Source organism: Halobellus sp. EA9 (assembly GCF_051195055.1).
Taxonomy (GTDB): domain Archaea; phylum Halobacteriota; class Halobacteria; order Halobacteriales; family Haloferacaceae; genus Haloquadratum; species Haloquadratum rubicundus.
Genome location: NZ_JBNTJW010000009.1, coordinates 127,045 through 146,587 on the forward strand (window position 1 = coordinate 127,045; position 19,543 = coordinate 146,587).

Genomic DNA, 19,543 nt, shown 5'->3' on the forward strand with positions numbered 1-19,543 from the left:
CCCAACTGGTCAGTGATAGCCGAGTCCGGCGCGCTTTTCTGTTCCTCGAACTTCCGTACAAATCTCGTATAACGCAGAGGGAAAGGCGACCCTGGACTCTTCCGAGATACTCTTGCCGAGGGGATCGATAAACCCAAACACACGCGCAGGTCTGTCATTGTCCCCGTGCGTTCCCCTGTAAGGAACAACTCAACATATCCTTTACAGTGCGTCTGATTGGGGTTCTGTCCGCTTCACTATCACAGATAGAATATATTCTCCGGAGTTCGTTCGCAAAAGCCATCGAAAACGGAGTTTTGGATTACAAATATAGGTTTGTAACATTCCATTACAAACTTAGATTTGTAATGGTACGGCAAGAGAGAATACACGAAACAGGCAGCGGAGAACCCTTTGACAACCGAGCCTGCGGCGACACAGATCGTCTCGAAGTCTGGTGGAGAAGACAGCGGTTCCTCCGATACCAAACGTGGTCAACTCGGCTATGCAAACTTCGTGTTGAGTTCGATCACGTTCGCTGCTCGTTGGACCTGCTCGGACAGGTCGTTGTGGATCTTCTCGACAGTGAACCGGCGTGACGGCCCCGACAGGCTCACCGCGCCGAGAACGGTCTCCTCGTTCTTCACCGGGGCTGCTACACACCGAAGGCCCTCAATATTTTCCTCGTCATCGATCCCGTATCCCTGGTCGCGAATGGTTTCGAGATCCTCGTACAATTCGGCACGCGAGGTGATTGTCTTCGGCGTGATCTCCTCGAATTCAACATTAGCGACGATTTCGGAGGTTCGTTCCGAGGGGAGGTATGCCAGAATTGTTTTACCGAGCGCTGTCGAGTGGATCGGTTGCTGAGTACCGACTCGAGATGCGGTTTCGACGGCACGGTCTCCTCGCCGTTTGTGTAAGTACGAGACCTTTCCGTGTTCCTCTATCCCGAACTGCGCGATCTCACCAGTTTCCTCGGCAAGCGTATTGACCTCATCTCTGATCACGTCGTAATTCCCCACCTGTTCCCGTACGCACGTTGCGATCTCGAGGATGCGGAGACTCAGACGGTATCCGCTATCCCCTCTTACAACCATCTGGCGGTCCTCCAGTGTCCGTAAATGATTGTGAATCGTACTCTTCGAGTGGTTGAGTTCGTTCGCCAACTCCGTCAGGCTCGTCGGTCCGCTTTCCTGGAGTATGTCGATGATATTGAACGCTATTCCTACAGATCTGATCTTCCGCCCGGACTGTTCTTCGTCGGTTTTCCTCATATCGCGGTCTATTATCCAGAGATAGATAAGCGTTCGGCCTTGCCGAACTATACTGAGAAAATTAGAGCCATCTGACAGAACGATACCGCGATTAGCCTCAAAGCTTTGCTGATTCGATTTGATGTACTCGCTGTTCTTCGACAGATCAGAGCGTCTCTGAAGTTACGGATTGACGAATTCACAACACCGTCAGGTAGGCGGTGGGTCATCTGATGAACTCCTACTTCCTTCTTTATTGGTTGCTGTCACCAAGCTTGATTCACCACGATCAATAATTTCATAGAAATGTTTATATAGTATTATGATACACATACTGAACGTGGATAGCTATGTCAGGTTGTGACACAGACCCTGGTACGGATGAGAGGCGCGGAGACGAACAGGACAGTGGAGCAGACCATCGAGCCGAAAGCGAAGTCAGTAAACGAAATCTGCTTCAGACTGCCGGTGCCGTTGCTGCAACTGGCGCTCTCGGAGCACTAGCCGGTTGTTCCTCCAATAACAACGAAGGCGATAGTTCGAACGGTGGCGGAGGAGGTGACACAGACACCGATACTGGAGACTCCACCGACGGCGGTCAGCAGGAAAGTGTGACCGTTTCGTACTGGTCTGGCAAGGCCGCTGAGAACTCCAGTCTGCAACAGTATTTCAAAGAGGGGATGCAGACGTTCGAGGATCAACACAGCAATATCAACGTCGATCTGAATATTCTCGCGTGGGGCCAGCTGACTCAGAAGTACATCACGACGATGCAGTCCGGCACGAGTCCGCCAGCGCTCGCCTCGGCTGGTACCTACGGTTTGGAGATGTTCCGAAACGGGGCCGTCGAAGATCTCTCGACGTATATGGAGGGCGATCCCGATCTCCCGGAGAAGTGGACGCCGACGATGCAGGAGTCGACGGATTACCGGGGCCAACGATGGGCGGGCGGAATCGGTGCTATCAACACCACGCACCTCGGGCTGAACGTCAGTCTCTTCAAGGAGCACACCGACGTTCAGGCACCGGAGGAAGACCTCAACACCTGGACACAGCTGCGCCGAGCGCTCGATCAAATCCAGGAGGGCACGGGCGACGGCGTCTATCCATACGAGGTAACCGGTACCCAAGCCGACGTCGAGGCCTACTGGGGCGCCGCTCGGACCGCGTACACGGGCGGGACCGATCCTTGGATCGACGTCACTGATCAGGGATCACCCGAAAATCCGGTCGTCAAACCGGGGCAGACCGAACGGACGGACGGGATGATCAAGAACAATATCGACCTCGGAGAACAGTACTCTTCCGGAGGATACCCATCGCGGGGTGACGAGGGCGTCCTTCCGATGCTCGTAAACGACAAGGTTGCGGCCTACAACTACGGCGTGAGCGTCCAAGGTATTCGTGGGCTAACCCCCAACGCGACCTTCGGCTGGGATGGCGACTATATGGCGATTTCGACGCCGAAACTCGATCCGAACTACGGCGAAGAGTTCAATCTCCCCGAACTTGCCGGGAAGGAGGGACAACACGGAGGCCACACGTGGTCACTCGAGGGCCAGCTCTGTGTCTCAAAGTCTAAATCTTCTGCAGTGAAGGAAGCAACCTACCAACTCCTCAAATTCCGTAATACGAGTCCCGAATTCTGCCTCGAGCTCTATGCGTCCCCCGACCTTGCACAGGCGGTGCCGGCGTACACGCCGCTACTGGACGATATCCGCAGCGAAGAGTATGCGGATATGCGCACGCAGGTGCATAACCATATGATCGAAGAACTGGCTAATTACGGGGAGAACTTCAGGACGACAGGAGCTGCGTGGGATACGCCTGGGACGAACACGATCCGGTGGGACCAGATCGGCGGAACGATGGCCGAGGCATACGCGGGTCAGATCAGCCGGGAGAACGCTGCATCAACAATGGGCGACCGGATCCGGTCGACGCTGGCTGAACAATAAACGCTCTCTTCGCGTATTGGGGGTTTTCTTCGAGAACAACTCGTACCTCCTCACGTCGGCATACGGGTCGTCAACCACGTTTCCAGACCTCCTAAACACCTCAGATATTGCGGAACGCGGAGAGAATATCGGACGAAAAGAGTGTTTAATCAAACCCCACTCGCTGAATCTCTCTGCTAAACCTCCTCTTGTTGTTCTGACTGATCTGGTTCCAAATTTGTGGCAACGATCCGGTCGTCGATCCGGATGAGTTTCGTCGAGAGGTCGGTGGCAGCCGTCCACGCGGCCTGTTTCAGTTTGGGAGGATCCACGATCGGGCCTGTCTCCATAACGTTATCAACCACGCCACGTGTCGCATTAATACCAGCCGTGTCACGTCCTTCACTGTGACTGACATATAATCTGGCGAGAGACGAATGCCGATCGAGTCCACTGTTCATCGCCAGCGTCTGAGGGATCGCAGATAACGCGTCTCCGAACGCTTCCACAGCCAGCTGCGCTGGCCCGCTGATAGAGTGTGACCGCTCCTGAATGGACTGCACTGCACTCATTTCGATCGCACCCCCTCCCGGGACGACAGTCCCGGAATCCTTGGCCGATAGCCCTGCGCGAATGCTATGTTCGACGGACTGCTGGAACGTCTCTATTGATCGTGGATCCGGTGCACGGACGAACAGTGTGAACACGGGGTCGCCGCTCTCAGATTCGACGAACGTCATATCACGGCCGGCGTGTCTTTGAATCCGGATCGTCCCGGTTCCAAGCCGGGAGGTGTCGATTTCTTTCAAGCTCGGCACGACCGTTGTCCCGGTTGCGCGAGCGATCCGCGCGATGTCCGCCTCGTCGATCTGTGAAAGTCCGAGAATGCCGTTGTTTGCCAGGAGCTGTGTGACCCGGTCGTTGATCGCGCGCGTGGTAATCATAGCGGAACAACCCGCGTCAATAGCGTGGTTGAGTTGTTGCTTGAAGGAGTCCCGTTCGGCCTCTCCGAGCGCGATTCGATCCTCGACACTGTCGACAGCGATCGTTCGTTCGCCCTCTGTGGACGTCTCGGTGGACAGATGCGGTAGGTCGACTGTGGTCGAAAGGAGCACAATCTGCGCCTCGTCGAGTCGACGGGGCATACTTCGAGTCACGGGATTCGTATCGAGAACTACTCCGCGGACGAGTTCGGTCTCCGAGAGAGCCCCGCCGAGCCGTGGCACCACTTTCACCTGGCGATGGTTGCGAGTAGAACTAGAGCTGTCAGCGACGGTTTGAATGGCTGTCCCGACGCTGTCGGCAACAGTAGCTCGAACGTTTGGATCACGGGTCTCGGTAAGCGCTGTCTTCACGACGGCTTCGACACCGACGTCCTCAAGCGGTCGCTCTCGGAGCGAGATCTCGTTCGCCGCAATCTCCAGTGCCTCCCGATAGCCGTTCTCGATCACCGTGGGGTGGAGGCCCTTTTCGAGGAGTGACGCTGCCTCCGAGAGCAATGCACTAAGGAGAGTAGCGACCGTCGTGGATCCATCACCGTGACGTGATGCAAAATCCGATGTGGTTTGTTCGAGTAACCGAAAAGACGGATCGGTCAGTTCGAGTTCCTCAAGAATCTTGCTTCCAGAAGTAGAGGTCTTCACACCTCCGTCCTCTTTCAGAACCATCTTGTTTGTACCCAGTGGACCTAGACAGGTCCGAACCGTGTCACAGACTGTTGAAATGTTCTCTATGTGAGAGAGAGATTTGTCCGTCATAGACTTATGTTAGTATATATCGACTTATATGTACTGGAGCAGTGTAGGCTACTGGGAAAAGCGTGCAAACAGAGGAGAAAGAATAATATACTAAAAGAAAAAACAACCACTCGATGACGCAGATTAATCAAAATTATATCGGCGGAGATTGGGTCCCGTCCGTTTCGAACGACACCCTTCCCGTTCATAATCCGGCACAGCCGAGCGACGTTGTCGCCGAATATCAAAAATCTACCCGTGAGGACGCACGGGCGGCTATCGAGGGCGCAGTCAGTGCCCGTGACGAATGGGCGAACACGCCAGGTCCCGAACGCGGACGGATCCTCCGCGAAACTGGATCTATTTTGGCCGAGCGCAAAGACGAATTGACTGAGACCCTCATTGCCGAGGAGGGGAAAGCCCGTCCCGAAGCTGCGGGCGAAGTCCAGCGAGCCATCGACATTTTCTATTATTTCGCGACGAAGGCCGCTGATCTCGGGGGCACTTTGAAAGGTGCCAGCAGCCAGAACACGAACCTCTATACGCGCCAGGAGCCTGTCGGCGTCACCGCACTCATCACGCCTTGGAATTACCCGATCGCCATCCCTGCGTGGAAGCTCGCCCCTGCATTGGCTACGGGTAACACGGTCGTCCTCAAGCCTGCTTCCCTAGCGCCCGGTGTCGTCATCGCAATTGCCGAGGCGCTTGACGAGGCGGGTCTCCCCGATGGCGTCTGCAACGTCGTGACCGGTCCTGGGAGCACCGTCGCCCACGAGTTCATCACCCACGAGAGCACCGATGCCGTCTCCTTCACCGGTAGCAGCCAGGTCGGTGAGATGGTGTACGACCAGGCTACGGACGCCGGGAAGCGCGTCCAAACCGAGATGGGGGGCAAAAATCCCACCGTCGTGACAGCGTCTGCAGATCCCGCCGAAGCTGCCGAAATCGTCGCCACAGGTGGCTTCGGGACCACGGGACAGTCCTGTACAGCGTGTTCTCGGGCGATCGTCTACGAGGACGTATACGACGAGTTCGTCACTGAATTAATCGATCGGGCCGAATCTATCGATATCGGTCCCGGTACCGATTACGAGATGGGTCCGCAGGTTAGTGAGAGTGAACTCGATTCGACACTCGAATACATCGATATCGCACAAGACGAAGGTGCGACGCTCGCGACAGGCGGCGGGCAACCCGACGAGTTCGACGACGGGTACTTCGTCGAACCGACCGTCTTCACCGATGTTGAATCGGAGATGACGATTGCCCAAGAGGAGGTTTTCGGACCCGTCGTGGCCGTACTGAAAGTCAGTGATTTCGATGAGGCGCTTACGATCGCCAACGATACCGAGTACGGCCTGTCAGCAAGTATCGTGACGGAAAATCACACCGAGGCCAACCGATTCATTGAGGAATCGGAGTCCGGTGTGGTGAAAGTCAACGAGAAGACGACTGGGCTGGAACTGCACGTCCCCTTCGGAGGATTCAAGGGGTCCTCAAGCGAAACCTGGCGTGAACAGGGCGATGCGGGCTTAGACTTCTATACCCTCGAAAAGACCGTCTACGACAACTTCTGAGAGTACTCCCCGAACAGCACTGTCGAAAAAATAGCCTCGCTCCACGAGTTGTGTTCCTCCCTATTCGAGACCCGTGCGAGATCGCTGTTGGAGCATCGGCTGGGCCAATCGGACGTGTGGTTAAGCCGACGATCGGAACCTCTGTTTTCGGACTTTTTCCGATCAGCGACGCTACGATTACTGTCGTCGGCAGTGCCGCAATTCTCGTTCTAATTGCATTTTCGGCGTTCTTCTCCTCGTCGGAGATCGCGATGTTCTCCCTCGCGAAGCACCGCATCGATTCGCTCGTCGAAGATGGCGTCTCAAGAGCGGAAGTCATCTCCGATCTCAAGTCCGATCCCCATCGCCTTCTGGTTACGATCTTGGTCGGCAACAACATCGTCAACATCGCGATGTCGTCGATCGCGACCGCGATCGTCGGAATGTATTTCGACCCCGGGCCGGCTGTGCTGGTCTCGACGTTCGGGATCACGACGCTCGTGCTCTTGTTCGGCGAGAGCGCGCCAAAGTCATATGCCGTCGAGAACACCGAGTCGTGGGCGCTCCAAGTCGCTCGGCCCCTGAAATATTCCGAGTATGTCCTCCTGCCGCTTGTCGTCGTCTTCGACTACCTGACTCGTGCGATTAATAAAATAACTGGCGGCGGATCGGCGATTGAGACGTCCTACGTCACTCGCGACGAGATCAAAGACCTTATCCAGACGGGCGAGCGCGAGGGCGTCATCGAAGAGGAGGAACGGGAGATGCTCGACCGGATCTTCCGGTTCAATCATACCATCGCCAAGGAGATTATGACGCCGCGCCTCGATATGACTGCCGTCGCGAAGGACGCTACCATTGACGAGGCCATCGAGACGTGCGTCCAGTCCGACCACGAGCGGGTGCCGGTGTATGAGAGCGACTTAGACAACATTATCGGGATCGTCACGATCCGCGATCTCGTGCGCAAGAAGCACTACGGCGCGGGCACTGCGTCGCTGACCGATCTGGTTCAGCCGGCGCTGCACGTCCCCGAGTCGAAGAACGTCGACGAACTGCTCACCGAGATGCAGGACAATCGCCTGCGGATGGTGATCATCATCGACGAGTTCGGGACCACCGAGGGGCTCGTCACCCTCGAAGATATGGTCGAAGAGGTTGTCGGCGATATCCTCGAAGACGACGAGGAGGAGGCCTTCGAATCCGTCGACGACCGCGAGACGCTCGTTCGCGGCGAGGTGAACATCGACGAGGTCAACGAGGAACTAGGGCTCAATCTCCCCGAGGGCGAGGAGTTCGAGACTCTCGCCGGATTCGTCTTCAACCGCGCTGGCCGCCTCGTCGAGGAGGGCGAGGAGATCACCTACGATGGCATCAGCATCCGGATCGAGCAAGTCGAGAACACTCGAATTATGAAAGCCCGGGTTATTGGGCCAAAAATCAGTGATTTCGGAGAGAACGCACCTGTTGCTAACGAGGACTCGGGCACGTTAATTGAGCAATAACTGACTCTCAATCCAATATGACCGTTTCACAGGATCAGTTACAGTTCTCTTCGTTATATCTCACCCGTTTCTCAACCAGTTTCGGTTTTGTCACAGTACTTACGTTATTGCCGGAGTATATCGATGCACTCGGGGCGACTGGTGTGACAATTGGCCTATTTATTGCTATGCTCGAAATTGCTCGCACAATCGGTATAATCCCGCTGGGATGGGCCGGGGACCGATACAGTAAGCGGCGAGTACTTATTCTCGCTCTTATTGTGAGTACAGTGGCGTATGTAGCATTTCCTCGAGTCACAACCATCCCCGAATTTCTCGGCGTACGGTTCCTACAGGGAATCGGCCTGATCGGGACGGGATTATTAAGCTTGGGTCTCTTGGGTGAACTCGCTCCACATAATCGACGGGCTAACTATATCGGGAAGTACAATTCTTTCCGGATGGCTGCTGGCATCGCCGGAACAGTTGGTGCCGGATTCCTCTACACGCTAACCGGGTTTGATATCGTATTCGGTCTGTTGACTGCCCTTTTGATCGTCTCGACGGCGAGTGTCTGGCAGTTCATCGAAGAGGATGGTAGCCAGGTCACAGGCTTTGCGTTCACTGATCTGGCGGTAAACCGCCGGATTATGACTTTAGCCAGTTTTCGGGTACAATATGCGTTCACCATCTCACTCGTTCGGAAATGGGTGGCAATCTTTGTTGGTGTGTCGGCTACACAGGGTGGACTCGGATACAGGAGCGTAATCGTCGGAGCCGTACTCGCAACAGAAAAATTGACCAATATGCTTTTTCAACCAATCGCAGGTCGCCTCTCGGACCAGCACGGGAGAGCATTATTCATTTTCTTCGGTGGTGGGATCTATGGAGTCATTGCTCTCTTATTCCCGTTCGCTCCGCAGTTCGGGGACTTCACTACCGGCTCGATTCCCCTGATCGGTGAGATCACGGGTACCATAGTGATAATACTGGTCTTGAATGGACTTCTCGGCGTTGTTGATGCCTTTCGAGAACCTGCGAGTATGGCGTTGTTCGCAGATGAAGGGAAGGGTAAAGGAATTGCCAGTAGCTTCGGCGTTCGGTCGTTGTTGTGGCGGCCCGGGAGCGTCCTTGCGCCATTAGCTGGAGGATGGCTAATGGACCAGTACGGTATTGAATGGGTGTTTTTTGCTGGAGGTCTGATCGCACTTTCTGGTGTTACGACGTTTCTGGCGATACTCCTGTGGGACTATCACCTACGTGCACTACACCAGTGGTGATTGGGGGTCCCTCGGCACTATGATAAATGAGTGTTCGATCGCAGGTCAACAGTTACAAACTGTGCAGTCGGTGGGATACAATAGCGGAACCAGTGATAAAATGATAAAAAGCGTCTTTCGAGAGATTTTCGTCACAGATTGAGCAAATGGAGACGAAAGTGGACCAGCCACATATATTTCGGATAACTAATATCGAGCGTGTCATAGAACTCTTCATATGCTACAGTCAGTTTGAGTACTATTATAGCGGGTTAATTGCTTAGACGTGCGTGCACTAGGTGCACAACGTTTAGAACCAGTTAGAGAGTACCTTTTCGTTTCCGAATTATGATTTCTCGGACCCGTTCAACATAATTCGTCTCGGATTGAACGAATGCTGTGAGGATGGCTTCGACGATCTCGGAGCGGCTGACTCCGAGATCGTCACACTCAGCGACCAGTTCATCCACTTCTCGCACGATTCCCTCGTCAACAGCGACTCCGAACTTCTCTTTCGCCATACCTATGATCATCTAAGAACAGCGTGCACCAAGTGTACGGCGTTTTCAATTCGTTAGAGCTGATTCAGAAAACTATGTGAACTCTTCTATGACAGGCTCAATATCGCTTATGTGAAGCACGCATTGGTGTTCGGTTAAGCACTGGATCGCCTCCTGAAGGCCTCAGCTACTCGTTCGTTGAGTAAGAGCCGCGATTTCTCTGGTTGGCGGGCGTCACGGAACATCAGTTCCGACAGGTTCGGCGGTGGATGGCCGAACGACTGGGCCAGATCTTCGAGGATGAGCTGGGCGAGAGACCGGAAGGTCTTCGCCCAGCGTTCTCGCGGAAACACTGTCTCTGGGAACAGCTCCTGAAACACCCCGAGCAAGGCTCTGCTGACCGTCGCGTCAGCAGAGCCGCCACCACTAACAGCTCGACGATCGCTGGATCACTCGTCTGGAATTTCTCCAGCCCATACAGCGACTTCAGTTCCCGGAACAGCAACTCCACTTCCCACCGCAACCCGTACAGTGCCCCGACCTGCCTTGGAGTGAACTCATCGGGCAGATTCGTCACGTACAGGTGGTAGTCGTCGGTGTCCTCGTTGCGGACACCGACGACGCGAAACTCCATCGAATCCGTTGACTGCTTCCCAGCGTATGCCCGCCGTTTGAACTCGATCTCCACGGTTACGTCGATGATCTCCCGACTGAGATCTCCCAGAACGTCCCGAAGACGACGCTCTGGCAAGGAAATGGCGCGCAGGTTGCATCGGCAATCAGCACGTCTCGAAACAGCTCGAACTGTGGCGCGATCGTGTGAGGAACCGCGACCTCCTCGAGAGTGCTCGAGGAGGTCGCTCAACAGTGCTGCGAGGGCCGGCGTGAACTGATCGTAGAAGCTGGAGCAGGCAACGGTCTGGTTGGTTGCTGCGGAGTACGCCCGTTGAAATCCGGCGATAGTTCGGGCTTCGCCGTCGACGGCGAAGCCCATAATGAGCGTCCAGACGAGCATCGTGATGTCGATTTTCCGGTCACGCTGGACGACATCGCGCTCGCGCGCGGTGTCTTCGATTAACTCGGTGGGAAACAGGGAAGTCAGCCGCCGTCGTATGAGATCCGGGGAGAGCGTTTTGAACACATTCTCTCCCCACGCGGTCTACAACGATAGCTTCGTCACTAGAGCGCCGTCTGTTGGTTTCTCCGCTTAACCGAACACCAATGCGTGCACAACCTTCTCTCGTGGGGTCGGGACAACGATGACCGAGGCGTCAATGACCTCATAGACGAAATCGACCACCTCTTCGTTCACTCAACCGCCGACTAACGTGCAAAGGTGAGTTAATTAGTTATGGTTCAGTATCCCGTTCACATTCACACCCCCCTCGATCGAATAATTCCCCAATGGAATAACTAGTTCCACACCTCTCACATAGAATCTGAATATCGAGTAATACATTGAACTCCCCAAGCGTGATCTGTTGATTGTCCCGAAGTTGTTCGAGATTGTTTTCTATTACCGCAACAAACCGATTCCGAAGTTTCTGGATAGTACTCTGCGCTTTTTGGGCTCGATTAACTGATGACTTATCTTTGGAGACATTCTTGAATTTGGTCAAATACGTGTGAATAGCCTGATGTGACACGAATTCTTGTTCAAGGCGATTGGGATCGATTCCCTTGTCCTCGAGTGTTGCTTCTGCTTCGACGCGAGCTCCAGCGGTTACGTCATCTGATGATAGCAGTCGGTAAAGATTAGCTACCTCTCCATCCAGTGGTGTCATACCGTTCTGTTCTAATTTTGTCCGGAGCAATCGTTGATTGAACCAATCGGCGATGCTTCGTAGACTCTGACTCTCATATCCGTTGCCGAGCCATCGATCTTCCAACTCCTGGTCGATAACTTCCAAGTCATATTTTTCTATTAGGCGGCCCACCTTCGACCGAGTTGGATCAAGGGAATCGGACATAATGGGGATAGTACTCTGTTATTTAAATCAGTACCGCGCTACTTTTTAATATCACATAGCTGTTCTCGGAATCGCATCGCACAATACCGGGACGTGATGGCATTTACTACCATACAGACCTCGTAATAGTTCTAATTACACTTGTTTCGTGTTACGATCAATGTAACTGTGTCATAGATAGTTCTCATACCGGTTCTTCGTTCTCTGTTCACCACCTATAGAGAACGAACAGATCGGGTAGAGAATTCTCGGGGCACCGTTTTTTTACTTCCCGGACGGAGACTGTAAGTATGAGTAGCGATTCGGAGAAGACTAATATTGCCCTTGAGGAACCAGATTGGCTCGCAAAGGTACGTCCACGGATCGTCGGTTCGCGCTGTTGGAATCAGCTGCGTTTGGAAGCCGAAACCCACGGTATGTTCTTGAGTTCTCTCAGTTATCTGCCCGCAATACTCATCACAACTATTGGTATCGTGATTTCTCTTCTGCTGTATGCCATTGGATATGCTCTCACACGTCCTGAGGCTATGATGAGTGGAGATTAACGACACGACTGGGGGTGGGACATCCGTCTTTAGCTAATACTCACAGTAATGGCGGTGGTGCAGAAGCCTTCACAGGGTCTCTACTGCTAGATCTCTATTTGTGGCCTCCCCCAACTTGGCTTTCGAAACTCGAAAAGAATCTTGGCCAACCAGCGGTTCACTGATGAGACAGAGCCATACTGAAATCGGCCGATTTAGGCCTTGAGACCTATTCTGCACCACCGCCTCACAGTAATACCAAATCGGCGTGATTTACGACCAATTTCCGTCCGAACAGCACCTCAAGGAACCGAAATCCCTCATTTCCAGTGCTCCTCATCGCCTGATTTCATACAGTACGGCACCTCGATGGACTGAATCAGCTCACCGAATACTTTTGGTTATTTTTAGGAAACGAATTATTACCACCAATCTTAGCTAAAGACGAATGCCCACACCCACTAAGCGAATCTCATTCTTTTAATAATAAGACTAACCATCTTGTGAACTCTTATACAGTCCTGAAACGAAAATGATCGCGGTGAATTAGAGAATGAGGCGTTCAAGTTCTGAGTGTCTCTGGTAGAGTCCGAACGCCTCAGATTCGATCCGAAGATCCAAACGGTCATATCCCTGAATCAATCTCTAGTATACCGATGCACGCTACTATCATCGGTGGTGCCGGAGCTGTCGGTGTTACAGTCGCGTACACACTTGCGACGACGGTTCCAGACATCGAAATCCACCTCGTTGATATCACTGAAGAAGAAGTGGCTGGACATGCCACAGATATCGAACACGCGATGAACCACGAAGCCCACGCAGTTGGCCAAGCTATTGCTTCGGATGTCCAGAGTGGGTCACCGCCGGTGAGGACGTCGCCGCCCGCCCCCGATGTCGTTGAGGATACTGACTGCATCATCGTTGTCTACAACGTGGACCGCCCTGAGGAGGCGGTCGGACGGGGCGGTCGAGAGGCATATTATCAGCAGAACCGGCCGATTGCGGACGAACTCGGTGGGTGGATGCAAGAGAGAAGCCCCTGTCCGGTCGTCGTCGTCACAAACCCGATGGATCGCATCACGTACCGTCTCTGGGACGTCTCCGAGTGGCCACGTGAATCGTTCGTCGGTTATTCGCTTTCTGAGACAGCCCGAGCGGCGGCAGAGATCGGTAGGCTCCGTGATGTATCTCCAAAGCAGGTTTACTGTCCGATGATGGGTGAGCACGGTGAGAACGTTGTGCCGGTTTTCTCGAAAACAACCATCGATGGGCAGACGGTGGAGTTCAGCCAGAAGGAGCGACAGCAGGTACTCGATTATGTCCGTGAAGTCCCCTACGAAGTTATGCGACAGCGCGGAGCAGACAAATCCTCTCGCTGGGTGTCTGGACGCGGAACAGCTGCGCTAGCTCACGCGATCTTAGATGGTGGGACAGATGAACCAGTGTGCGCGTCCGTCCCATTGGATGGCGAGTACGGTTATGCGGATGTTTGTCTTAGCGTCCCGGTTACCCTGTCTTCGAGTGGGTGGGACGAAATAATCAGCTGGGACCTCACTGAGTGGGAGCGAGACCGCCTTAACTCGGCGTACCGTCACCTGCAGAAACAATAAGAACCTGCTGGACGTCATCAGGTGCGAGAATCTGCGACCGCAATTACCTCGTCAAAGTGCTGCAACCGATCATTGCTATTCACGACGGAGATCACAGAGTGCGTCGAGATTCGGGATCGAACACGAAGCCCACTACGACTGGGTTGCGTTCGTCCCGCAGCGCGACAGCGCCTGTCGCGCTGACGAAGTACTTCGGGAAGATCGCCGGCGACGACGACTTCAAGATCCAGTTCAGAGGCAATCGAAGTCCGGCTTGCTGCAATATCAGCAGTCAGGTCGGGGGGAAGAAGATTAGTTGCGGAAAACCCTTCAAGAGGTTCTCTTTTGAGACTCACTAAGCCCTGCTTTTGAGGTACTGAAAAATGCCTACATCCCTATTCGTTCGATATTCCTTCGACAAGACGAATGAACCGATCGAGCATCTTCTCAGAGAAACTCAGCGTAATCGTGTTTAGAGAAATTTACGGAACCACTGTCCGTGACAATGTGGTTTTCGTTTGATACGAGTGAAACATATAATCTCGAATACCGCCGTCTGCGGGAGGAGGGGGGATACGAGGCGCAGTTGAACTGATGGAGATGGAGCCGGTTCCCAGTCTCGTCGCGCCCAAACGAAGCACGCTTCCCGGCCGCGAGATTGGGAGGGGTTCGTCCGACGATGCAACGTTCCTTGCGACAGTCGTTAGGGAAAACATTCGATTCAGCGAGGGCGACCGCCGTATCTAATCGTCTCTCCCCGGACACCCTATAATCACGTCGTGCTCCCGCGTATGACGCTTCGAACGCGTATCGAGAGGTATCAAGGGCTGCTTCAAGCATCGCTCAACGCGAAACTCAGCTGTTACTACGGCACATCAGTTCCTCCCATCGAATCAGGGATACGATTACGGTCAACATCCAGACACCGCCGCAACTCGCTCGACACGACGGATACGAGACGGACTTCATCGATATGTCCAAAGTCGAGTTCGTAGTGTGAACAGTGAATTGCAAAATATGAATCAGTTCTCCATCGTTCTCCGACAGCGGTAACCAGCACAGATATCCCTCTTCAACCGCGACGGATACGCCAGTCACGCATCCTACCCGCCGGATTCAGCATATAGCGGTGAGACGATATTTCTCGGTTCACACCGTCTTATCTGTGCGATATCGGGCAGTACGGGCATATCTTGTGGTTTATATGGGTCTCCCGGCAGGATATAGGCGCACACCGAGCAGATAGATGACTGAATCACGCTACACAACAGCACTCGAATGAATCGGAAGATACTCGGCGCACTCGCCACCGCAGCGCTCCTGACGCTCCCGTGGGTAGGGAGCTACGTGTCCGGCACCACACACGGGCTCTCGACGTTCGTGACAGTCGCCGTGAGCGGTATCGCCGTCCTTGGCTCCTCCTTTCTCCTGACGTGGGGCGCCGAGACGGCCGAGAAAGATGTGCCCCGAGCGTTCGCTATCGCGGTGCTCGCCATCCTCGCCGTCGCGCCGGAGTACGCCGTCGACGCCCTCTACGCCTGGAACGCTGGGCAGTTCGCGGGGTCCCCCCGCGGCATCGAGGCCGGTAACCTCGCTGTCGCCAATATGACGGGCGCGAACCGCATTCTCATCGGTCTCGGATGGGCCGGCATCGCGCTGTTCACGATCTTCCGCCGTGGGTCAGCATCCGACCCGGCCGTCAAGAAGCGCACGGGCTTTCTCGCCGATGCCGTCACCCTCGAACGGGACATCGGACTCGAAATCGTCTTCCTGTTGGTTGCGACGCTGTGGGCGTTTCTCGTCCCCTTTGGGGGCGGTATCGGCGTCCTCGATACGGTCTTCCTCGTATCGCTGTACGTCGCCTACATTCTCATCGTGTTGCGGGACGAGGACGAGACCGAAGAGGAAGAACACGTCGGCGTACCGGCGTATCTCCAGTCGTTCGCGAAACCGTATCGAATCGCGAGTGTCCTGCTCCTGTTCGCCTTCTCGGGAGTAGTGATCTTCACGGCAGTCGAGCCCTTCGCCCACGGGCTCGAACAGCTCGGCAAGCAGATTGGGGTGCCGTCCTTCTTCATGATCCAGTGGATCGCACCGCTGGCGAGCGAGAGCCCCGAACTCATCGTCGTCGTCGTCCTCGTCAGCAAGGCGCGCTCGACGGCCGGCTTCAACGCACTCGTCTCCTCAAAGCTGAACCAGTGGACGCTCCTCATCGGGACGCTCGCCGTCGTCTACAGCATCGCGCTCGGACACGTCGGCACGCTCCCCTTCGACCAGAAGCAGATGGGCGAGATCTGGATCACCGCAGCGCAGTCCTTCTTCGCGCTCTCGCTCATCGTGAACTTCGAGCTATCCGGGCGTGAAGCCGTCGGGCTGTTCGTCCTGTTCATCTCGCAGGTCCTCGTCGAGTTCGCACTCATTCGAGGGGTCATCGAGATACCCCTCTCGAAGTACCAGCTGCTGTTGGCGTTCACCGGCGTGTATCTCGTTCTCGGGGGCGCGATCTTCGTTGCCCGTCGACGGGCGCTCGCCGACATCGTCGGCCGAACGACTGATGTGGTGGCTCGCACATTATCGAACGACGCAGAGCCGAGCGGAGCTGATTGACTATGTTCGAACACATCCTCATTCCGGTCGACGGAAGCAACCCCGCGAGGCGGGCCACGAAGTACGGCCTCGAACTCGCGGTGAAGTACGACGCTACCGTCGAGATCCTCCACGCGTGGAGTGAGGGACGCTCCAGCGGCGAGACGGACCCAGAAGTGCGAGGACGGGATCTCGTCTCCGAGGCGACTGCAGTCGAGGTCGACGGCGACCTGACCGTCGAAACCGCCGTCGTCCAGGGGAAACCCCACCGGGTAATCGGCGACCGGGTCGCCGAGCGCAACGCCGACCTCGTGGTGATGGGCCGGCGCGGACGCAGCGGTATCGGGGAACACCTCCTCGGGAGCGTTCCCGAGCGCGTCCTCCGCACAGTCGAGGTACCCGTCCTGACCGTGCCAGGAACGGAAGTCGCCCCGGAGACGGGGCGGTCGTACTCTGACCTCCTCCTCACGACGGACGGGAGCGAGGTGTCAAAGCGGGCCGCACCCATCGGCGCCGACCTTGCGCGCCGGCTCACTGCGACTCTCCACGTGTTCACGGCAGTCGACGTGCAGGCCGAAGCGGGCGTCTTCGACGCCGGCGGCATCACGGGAACCTACGTCGAACGCCTGAAAGACCAGAGGCGGGAGGCGCTCGATAGTCTGGTCGACGAACTCGACACGGCGGACCTCGATATCCAACGGGAGGTGGCTGACGGGAACGTCCACGAGGCACTCGACGACTACGCCACCGAACACGGGGTCGACCTCGTCGTCATAGCCTCCGAGGGCGAGACGAACATCTTGGGCCAACATCTCGGGAGTACAGCCCGTCGGGTCCTCCAAACCGTTCAGCGGCCCGTCTTGGTCGTTCCGGTCACGGAGTGATGTAGCCTTCTTCCCCCAACCTATATTTTTCCCACTGTCCGATAGGTGATGTATGCCGACGAATCCTTCCTTCGAAGTGTACCAGGACAACGCCGACGAGTGGCGATGGCGCCTCGTGGTATCGAACGGGAACATCATCGCCGATAGCGGCGAGGGCTACGCGTCGAAACAGGGAGTCAAGCGCGGCATCGAAAGTGTCAGGAACGCCGTTCCAAAGGCGACTGTGGAACTGCAGTCCTGACTGTAACCTAAGAGCGCGCTTGGGGACGAAAATTTTCCAAGGATAGTTCGGAATAAGCAGGGTAGAGCGTGTCATAGAACTCTTCATATGCTACAGTCAGTTTGAGCACTATTATAGCGGGTTAATTGCTTAGACGTGCGTACACTAGATGCACAACGTTTAGAACCAGTTAGAGAGTACCTTTTCGTTTCCGAATTATGATTTCTCGGACCCGTTCAACGTGATTCGTCTCGGATTGAACGAATGCTGTGAGGATGGCTTCGACGATCTCGGAGCGGCTGACTCCGAGATCGTCACACTCAGCGACCAGTTCATCCACTTCTCGCACGATTCCCTCGTCAACAGCGACTCCGAACTTCTCTCTCGCCATACCTATGATCATCTAAGAACAGCGTGCACCAAGTGTACGGCGTTTTCAATTTGTTAGAGCTGATTCAGAAAACTATGTGAACTCTTCTATGACAGGCTCATATAGCGGTAATAGGTTTGTACCGTGTTCTGCTTGAGTCCCCGATCTCCACCGAGATGCCGGGCATACTCCCGGAACACGCGTTCGTCGAGATAGTCGAAGTTCGGCTCCCGGTCGACGTCGTCAGGGACGATCCCGGTCCAGTCGTCGGCGCCACGGTCGCCGGCGGCCCACTCAGCGAACCGCTCGAGCTCGCGGGCAGCGTTACGTCGATAATTCCCGCCGTCGCCGCCGCGGCCTTTCCCCTTGTCCAGGAGGTAGCGCTCGAACGACTCGGAAAGTGAGGTCCTTGGGGCCCGTTCAGTCGGTGTATTCCGGTCCATACTCTCTTGAAATGTTGAAACGTAGTCTGTCACACAGACAGACGCCGCCTTCCCGGATCTGGCTCACTGCGAACTGATGGACAGCACTGGCGAGATCAGTCATTGCTTCCGCCTGTTCTTGGGTTGGACGCCCGCCGCCGTAATAACTCTCTGTCCGGTTCTCGCTGTAGAGGTCCTTCATCGCCTCTGCAGTCTCCTGCTCAAACAGCCCGATCTGGTGGGCACGCTCGTAGCTGAACTGGTGGTCCTGAAAGTCCTGGAGCGTATCGTTCGTCATCGCGAGCGCGTACGCCTCGATCGACCGTTCAATTGCACCGAAACAGACCTCGATGACGGCCGTGTAGTACCCATCCTGTGACTGAAGCGTGTCAACAACCTCGAGGAGGCGACACGCTTTCGTCAGCTGTGTCTTCCAGTCTTCGTCGGCACTAATCCCGTCCTCGAAAGCTGTTCGACCGCGTCCGACCATCTCGAAGGCATCCTGTGCACGGTCGAGTGCTGTGAGCACAGCGGTCGGGTCCGAGCCGTTACTCATCAGTAGCTCCTTCCTCCAAGAGGAGGTTCTCGACGGTTTCGAAGTCATTCGTCTTATAGACCGGAATCCCTGAAACGACGATCTCTCGGATGTCTTCGGTGTACGCCGGGATCGCCTGGACGGCCTCGACATCGATATCGTAGGCGTATCGGTCACCATCGAACTCCGTATCTTCGAGGTCACGGGCAATTGCGTTCGCTTCTCGTTGGCTTTCGGCCCGCCCAGACCGGGTTAGCACCCAGAGATCGATATCGCTCCGTCGGTCAGCCTCGCCCCGAGCCACACTCCCATAGAGGATGATGCCGACGACTTCGTTGATGTTCTCACGAAGCTCCGTAACCGCAGCTTTGACGGGTTGATGATACTCTGGTTGGGGGATCCGAAGGATCGGATCGTCTGGAATCGACAGGCGCTGTCTGTTGATCTGGACGAGTCGCTGGTTGCTTTCGGCCGATTCGACGACCAAGTCGTTCGCGCTGAGAACGTTTACTGCTCGTCGGACGGACTGGTGTGAGTGACCGATCTGTGTCGCGAGTTCTCGCAGTGAGAAGTCACTGAATCGGTGGTTTGTTAAAAAGAGAAGGACGTCGCTCGTCGCCTTATGTTTGAATAAAGTCGGATCTGAAGGGGGTATTGAAAGAGAAATAGCTGCCCCAGACGAATTCGTACTATCCGTCTCGCGGTTCATGTACCGTATCACGGACCACTACTA

16 protein-coding genes and 3 pseudogenes are annotated in these 19,543 nt (G+C 55.2%); 10 read left to right on the forward strand and 9 right to left on the reverse strand.

The features are described 5' to 3' along the window. Positions 1–482: 482 nt before the first annotated feature. Positions 483–1,256, reverse strand: coding sequence for an IclR family transcriptional regulator (locus ACQUQ0_RS12935; protein ID WP_435185616.1), 774 nt, complete (start codon positions 1,254–1,256; stop codon positions 483–485). A 590-nt stretch (positions 1,257–1,846) separates the two neighbouring features. Here ACQUQ0_RS12935 and ACQUQ0_RS12940 point away from each other — a divergent pair. Further along, a complete protein-coding gene (locus ACQUQ0_RS12940) occupies positions 1,847–3,193 on the forward strand; it encodes an ABC transporter substrate-binding protein (protein WP_435185618.1) in 1,347 nt (448 codons plus the stop codon). A gap of 176 nt (positions 3,194–3,369) precedes the next feature. On the opposite strand, the gene ACQUQ0_RS12945 is transcribed toward ACQUQ0_RS12940, so the two are convergent. Further along, positions 3,370–4,929 (reverse strand): TCP-1/cpn60 chaperonin family protein, encoded by a 1,560-nt coding sequence (locus ACQUQ0_RS12945; protein WP_435185620.1) that lies wholly within the window; start codon positions 4,927–4,929, stop codon positions 3,370–3,372. A 113-nt stretch (positions 4,930–5,042) separates the two neighbouring features. Here ACQUQ0_RS12945 and ACQUQ0_RS12950 point away from each other — a divergent pair, with 113 nt between their 5' ends. From ACQUQ0_RS12950 to ACQUQ0_RS12960, 3 genes are all read left to right on the forward strand, one after another. After that, a complete protein-coding gene (locus tag ACQUQ0_RS12950; RefSeq protein ID WP_435185622.1) occupies positions 5,043–6,485 on the forward strand; it encodes an aldehyde dehydrogenase family protein in 1,443 nt (480 codons plus the stop codon). Between the two features lie 107 nt (positions 6,486–6,592). Beyond that, positions 6,593–7,969 (forward strand): hemolysin family protein, encoded by a 1,377-nt coding sequence (locus ACQUQ0_RS12955; protein WP_435185662.1) that lies wholly within the window; start codon positions 6,593–6,595, stop codon positions 7,967–7,969. 17 nt (positions 7,970–7,986) lie between these two features. Beyond that, positions 7,987–9,228 (forward strand): MFS transporter, encoded by a 1,242-nt coding sequence (locus ACQUQ0_RS12960; protein WP_435185624.1) that lies wholly within the window; start codon positions 7,987–7,989, stop codon positions 9,226–9,228. 299 nt (positions 9,229–9,527) lie between these two features. Here ACQUQ0_RS12960 and ACQUQ0_RS12965 read toward each other — a convergent pair whose 3' ends face one another. From ACQUQ0_RS12965 to rdfA, 3 genes and pseudogenes are all read right to left on the reverse strand, one after another. Beyond that, positions 9,528–9,728 carry a hypothetical protein gene (locus ACQUQ0_RS12965; protein WP_435185626.1) on the reverse strand — a complete coding sequence of 67 codons (201 nt, stop codon included), beginning with the start codon at positions 9,726–9,728 and terminating at the stop codon, positions 9,528–9,530. A 134-nt stretch (positions 9,729–9,862) separates the two neighbouring features. Continuing rightward, a pseudogene (locus tag ACQUQ0_RS12970) lies at positions 9,863–10,848 on the reverse strand (transposase). A gap of 208 nt (positions 10,849–11,056) precedes the next feature. Next, on the reverse strand, positions 11,057–11,677 hold the full coding sequence (gene rdfA, locus ACQUQ0_RS12975; protein WP_435185628.1) for a rod-determining factor RdfA: 621 nt from the start codon (positions 11,675–11,677) through the stop codon (positions 11,057–11,059). A gap of 290 nt (positions 11,678–11,967) precedes the next feature. On the opposite strand from rdfA, the gene ACQUQ0_RS12980 reads away from it, so the two are divergent. The 6 genes and pseudogenes from ACQUQ0_RS12980 (at position 11,968) to ACQUQ0_RS13005 (ending at position 17,504) form a co-directional block, all read left to right on the forward strand. Continuing rightward, positions 11,968–12,222 carry a hypothetical protein gene (locus tag ACQUQ0_RS12980; protein WP_435185629.1) on the forward strand — a complete coding sequence of 85 codons (255 nt, stop codon included), beginning with the start codon at positions 11,968–11,970 and terminating at the stop codon, positions 12,220–12,222. A 635-nt stretch (positions 12,223–12,857) separates the two neighbouring features. Next, positions 12,858–13,814 (forward strand): malate dehydrogenase, encoded by a 957-nt coding sequence (locus ACQUQ0_RS12985; protein ID WP_435185631.1) that lies wholly within the window; start codon positions 12,858–12,860, stop codon positions 13,812–13,814. 698 nt (positions 13,815–14,512) lie between these two features. Beyond that, a pseudogene (locus tag ACQUQ0_RS12990) lies at positions 14,513–14,793 on the forward strand (DUF7350 domain-containing protein). A 278-nt stretch (positions 14,794–15,071) separates the two neighbouring features. Then, positions 15,072–16,400: a sodium:calcium antiporter gene (locus ACQUQ0_RS12995; RefSeq protein ID WP_435185633.1), complete on the forward strand. Its 1,329-nt coding sequence runs from the start codon at positions 15,072–15,074 to the stop codon at positions 16,398–16,400. Between the two features lie 2 nt (positions 16,401–16,402). Next, positions 16,403–17,263 (forward strand): universal stress protein, encoded by an 861-nt coding sequence (locus tag ACQUQ0_RS13000; RefSeq protein WP_435185634.1) that lies wholly within the window; start codon positions 16,403–16,405, stop codon positions 17,261–17,263. A 52-nt stretch (positions 17,264–17,315) separates the two neighbouring features. After that, a complete protein-coding gene (locus tag ACQUQ0_RS13005) occupies positions 17,316–17,504 on the forward strand; it encodes an HVO_2922 family protein (RefSeq protein ID WP_435185636.1) in 189 nt (62 codons plus the stop codon). A gap of 169 nt (positions 17,505–17,673) precedes the next feature. On the opposite strand, the gene ACQUQ0_RS13010 is transcribed toward ACQUQ0_RS13005, so the two are convergent. The 4 genes and pseudogenes from ACQUQ0_RS13010 to ACQUQ0_RS13025 form a co-directional block, all read right to left on the reverse strand. After that, positions 17,674–17,874 carry a hypothetical protein gene (locus tag ACQUQ0_RS13010; RefSeq protein ID WP_435185638.1) on the reverse strand — a complete coding sequence of 67 codons (201 nt, stop codon included), beginning with the start codon at positions 17,872–17,874 and terminating at the stop codon, positions 17,674–17,676. Between the two features lie 95 nt (positions 17,875–17,969). Next, positions 17,970–18,296: pseudogene (locus tag ACQUQ0_RS13015) on the reverse strand (site-specific integrase); the annotation flags it as partial. Then, positions 18,274–18,831, reverse strand: a complete 558-nt coding sequence (locus tag ACQUQ0_RS13020; RefSeq protein WP_435185640.1) for a DNA-binding protein — start codon at positions 18,829–18,831, stop codon at positions 18,274–18,276. The pseudogene ACQUQ0_RS13015 and the gene ACQUQ0_RS13020, both read right to left, overlap by 23 nt. Then, positions 18,824–19,519, reverse strand: coding sequence for a nucleotidyltransferase domain-containing protein (locus ACQUQ0_RS13025; protein ID WP_435185641.1), 696 nt, complete (start codon positions 19,517–19,519; stop codon positions 18,824–18,826). The genes ACQUQ0_RS13020 and ACQUQ0_RS13025 overlap by 8 nt, the downstream gene beginning before the upstream one ends. Positions 19,520–19,543: the final 24 nt, after the last annotated feature.

Excerpts from the sequence above, each read along its gene's own strand:
- ACQUQ0_RS12935 (WP_435185616.1), bottom strand. The coding sequence starts at position 1,256 with ATGAGGAAAACCGACGAAGAACAGTCCGGGCGGAAGATCAGATCTGTA.
- ACQUQ0_RS12945 (WP_435185620.1), bottom strand. The coding sequence starts at position 4,929 with ATGACGGACAAATCTCTCTCTCACATAGAGAACATTTCAACAGTCTGT.
- ACQUQ0_RS12950 (WP_435185622.1), top strand. The coding sequence starts at position 5,043 with ATGACGCAGATTAATCAAAATTATATCGGCGGAGATTGGGTCCCGTCC.
- ACQUQ0_RS12960 (WP_435185624.1), top strand. The coding sequence starts at position 7,987 with ATGACCGTTTCACAGGATCAGTTACAGTTCTCTTCGTTATATCTCACC.
- ACQUQ0_RS12965 (WP_435185626.1), bottom strand. The coding sequence starts at position 9,728 with ATGGCGAAAGAGAAGTTCGGAGTCGCTGTTGACGAGGGAATCGTGCGA.
- rdfA (WP_435185628.1), bottom strand. The coding sequence starts at position 11,677 with ATGTCCGATTCCCTTGATCCAACTCGGTCGAAGGTGGGCCGCCTAATA.
- ACQUQ0_RS12980 (WP_435185629.1), top strand. The coding sequence starts at position 11,968 with ATGAGTAGCGATTCGGAGAAGACTAATATTGCCCTTGAGGAACCAGAT.
- ACQUQ0_RS12985 (WP_435185631.1), top strand. The coding sequence starts at position 12,858 with ATGCACGCTACTATCATCGGTGGTGCCGGAGCTGTCGGTGTTACAGTC.
- ACQUQ0_RS12995 (WP_435185633.1), top strand. The coding sequence starts at position 15,072 with ATGAATCGGAAGATACTCGGCGCACTCGCCACCGCAGCGCTCCTGACG.
- ACQUQ0_RS13000 (WP_435185634.1), top strand. The coding sequence starts at position 16,403 with ATGTTCGAACACATCCTCATTCCGGTCGACGGAAGCAACCCCGCGAGG.
- ACQUQ0_RS13005 (WP_435185636.1), top strand. The coding sequence starts at position 17,316 with ATGCCGACGAATCCTTCCTTCGAAGTGTACCAGGACAACGCCGACGAG.
- ACQUQ0_RS13010 (WP_435185638.1), bottom strand. The coding sequence starts at position 17,874 with ATGGCGAGAGAGAAGTTCGGAGTCGCTGTTGACGAGGGAATCGTGCGA.
- ACQUQ0_RS13020 (WP_435185640.1), bottom strand. The coding sequence starts at position 18,831 with ATGAGTAACGGCTCGGACCCGACCGCTGTGCTCACAGCACTCGACCGT.
- ACQUQ0_RS13025 (WP_435185641.1), bottom strand. The coding sequence starts at position 19,519 with ATGAACCGCGAGACGGATAGTACGAATTCGTCTGGGGCAGCTATTTCT.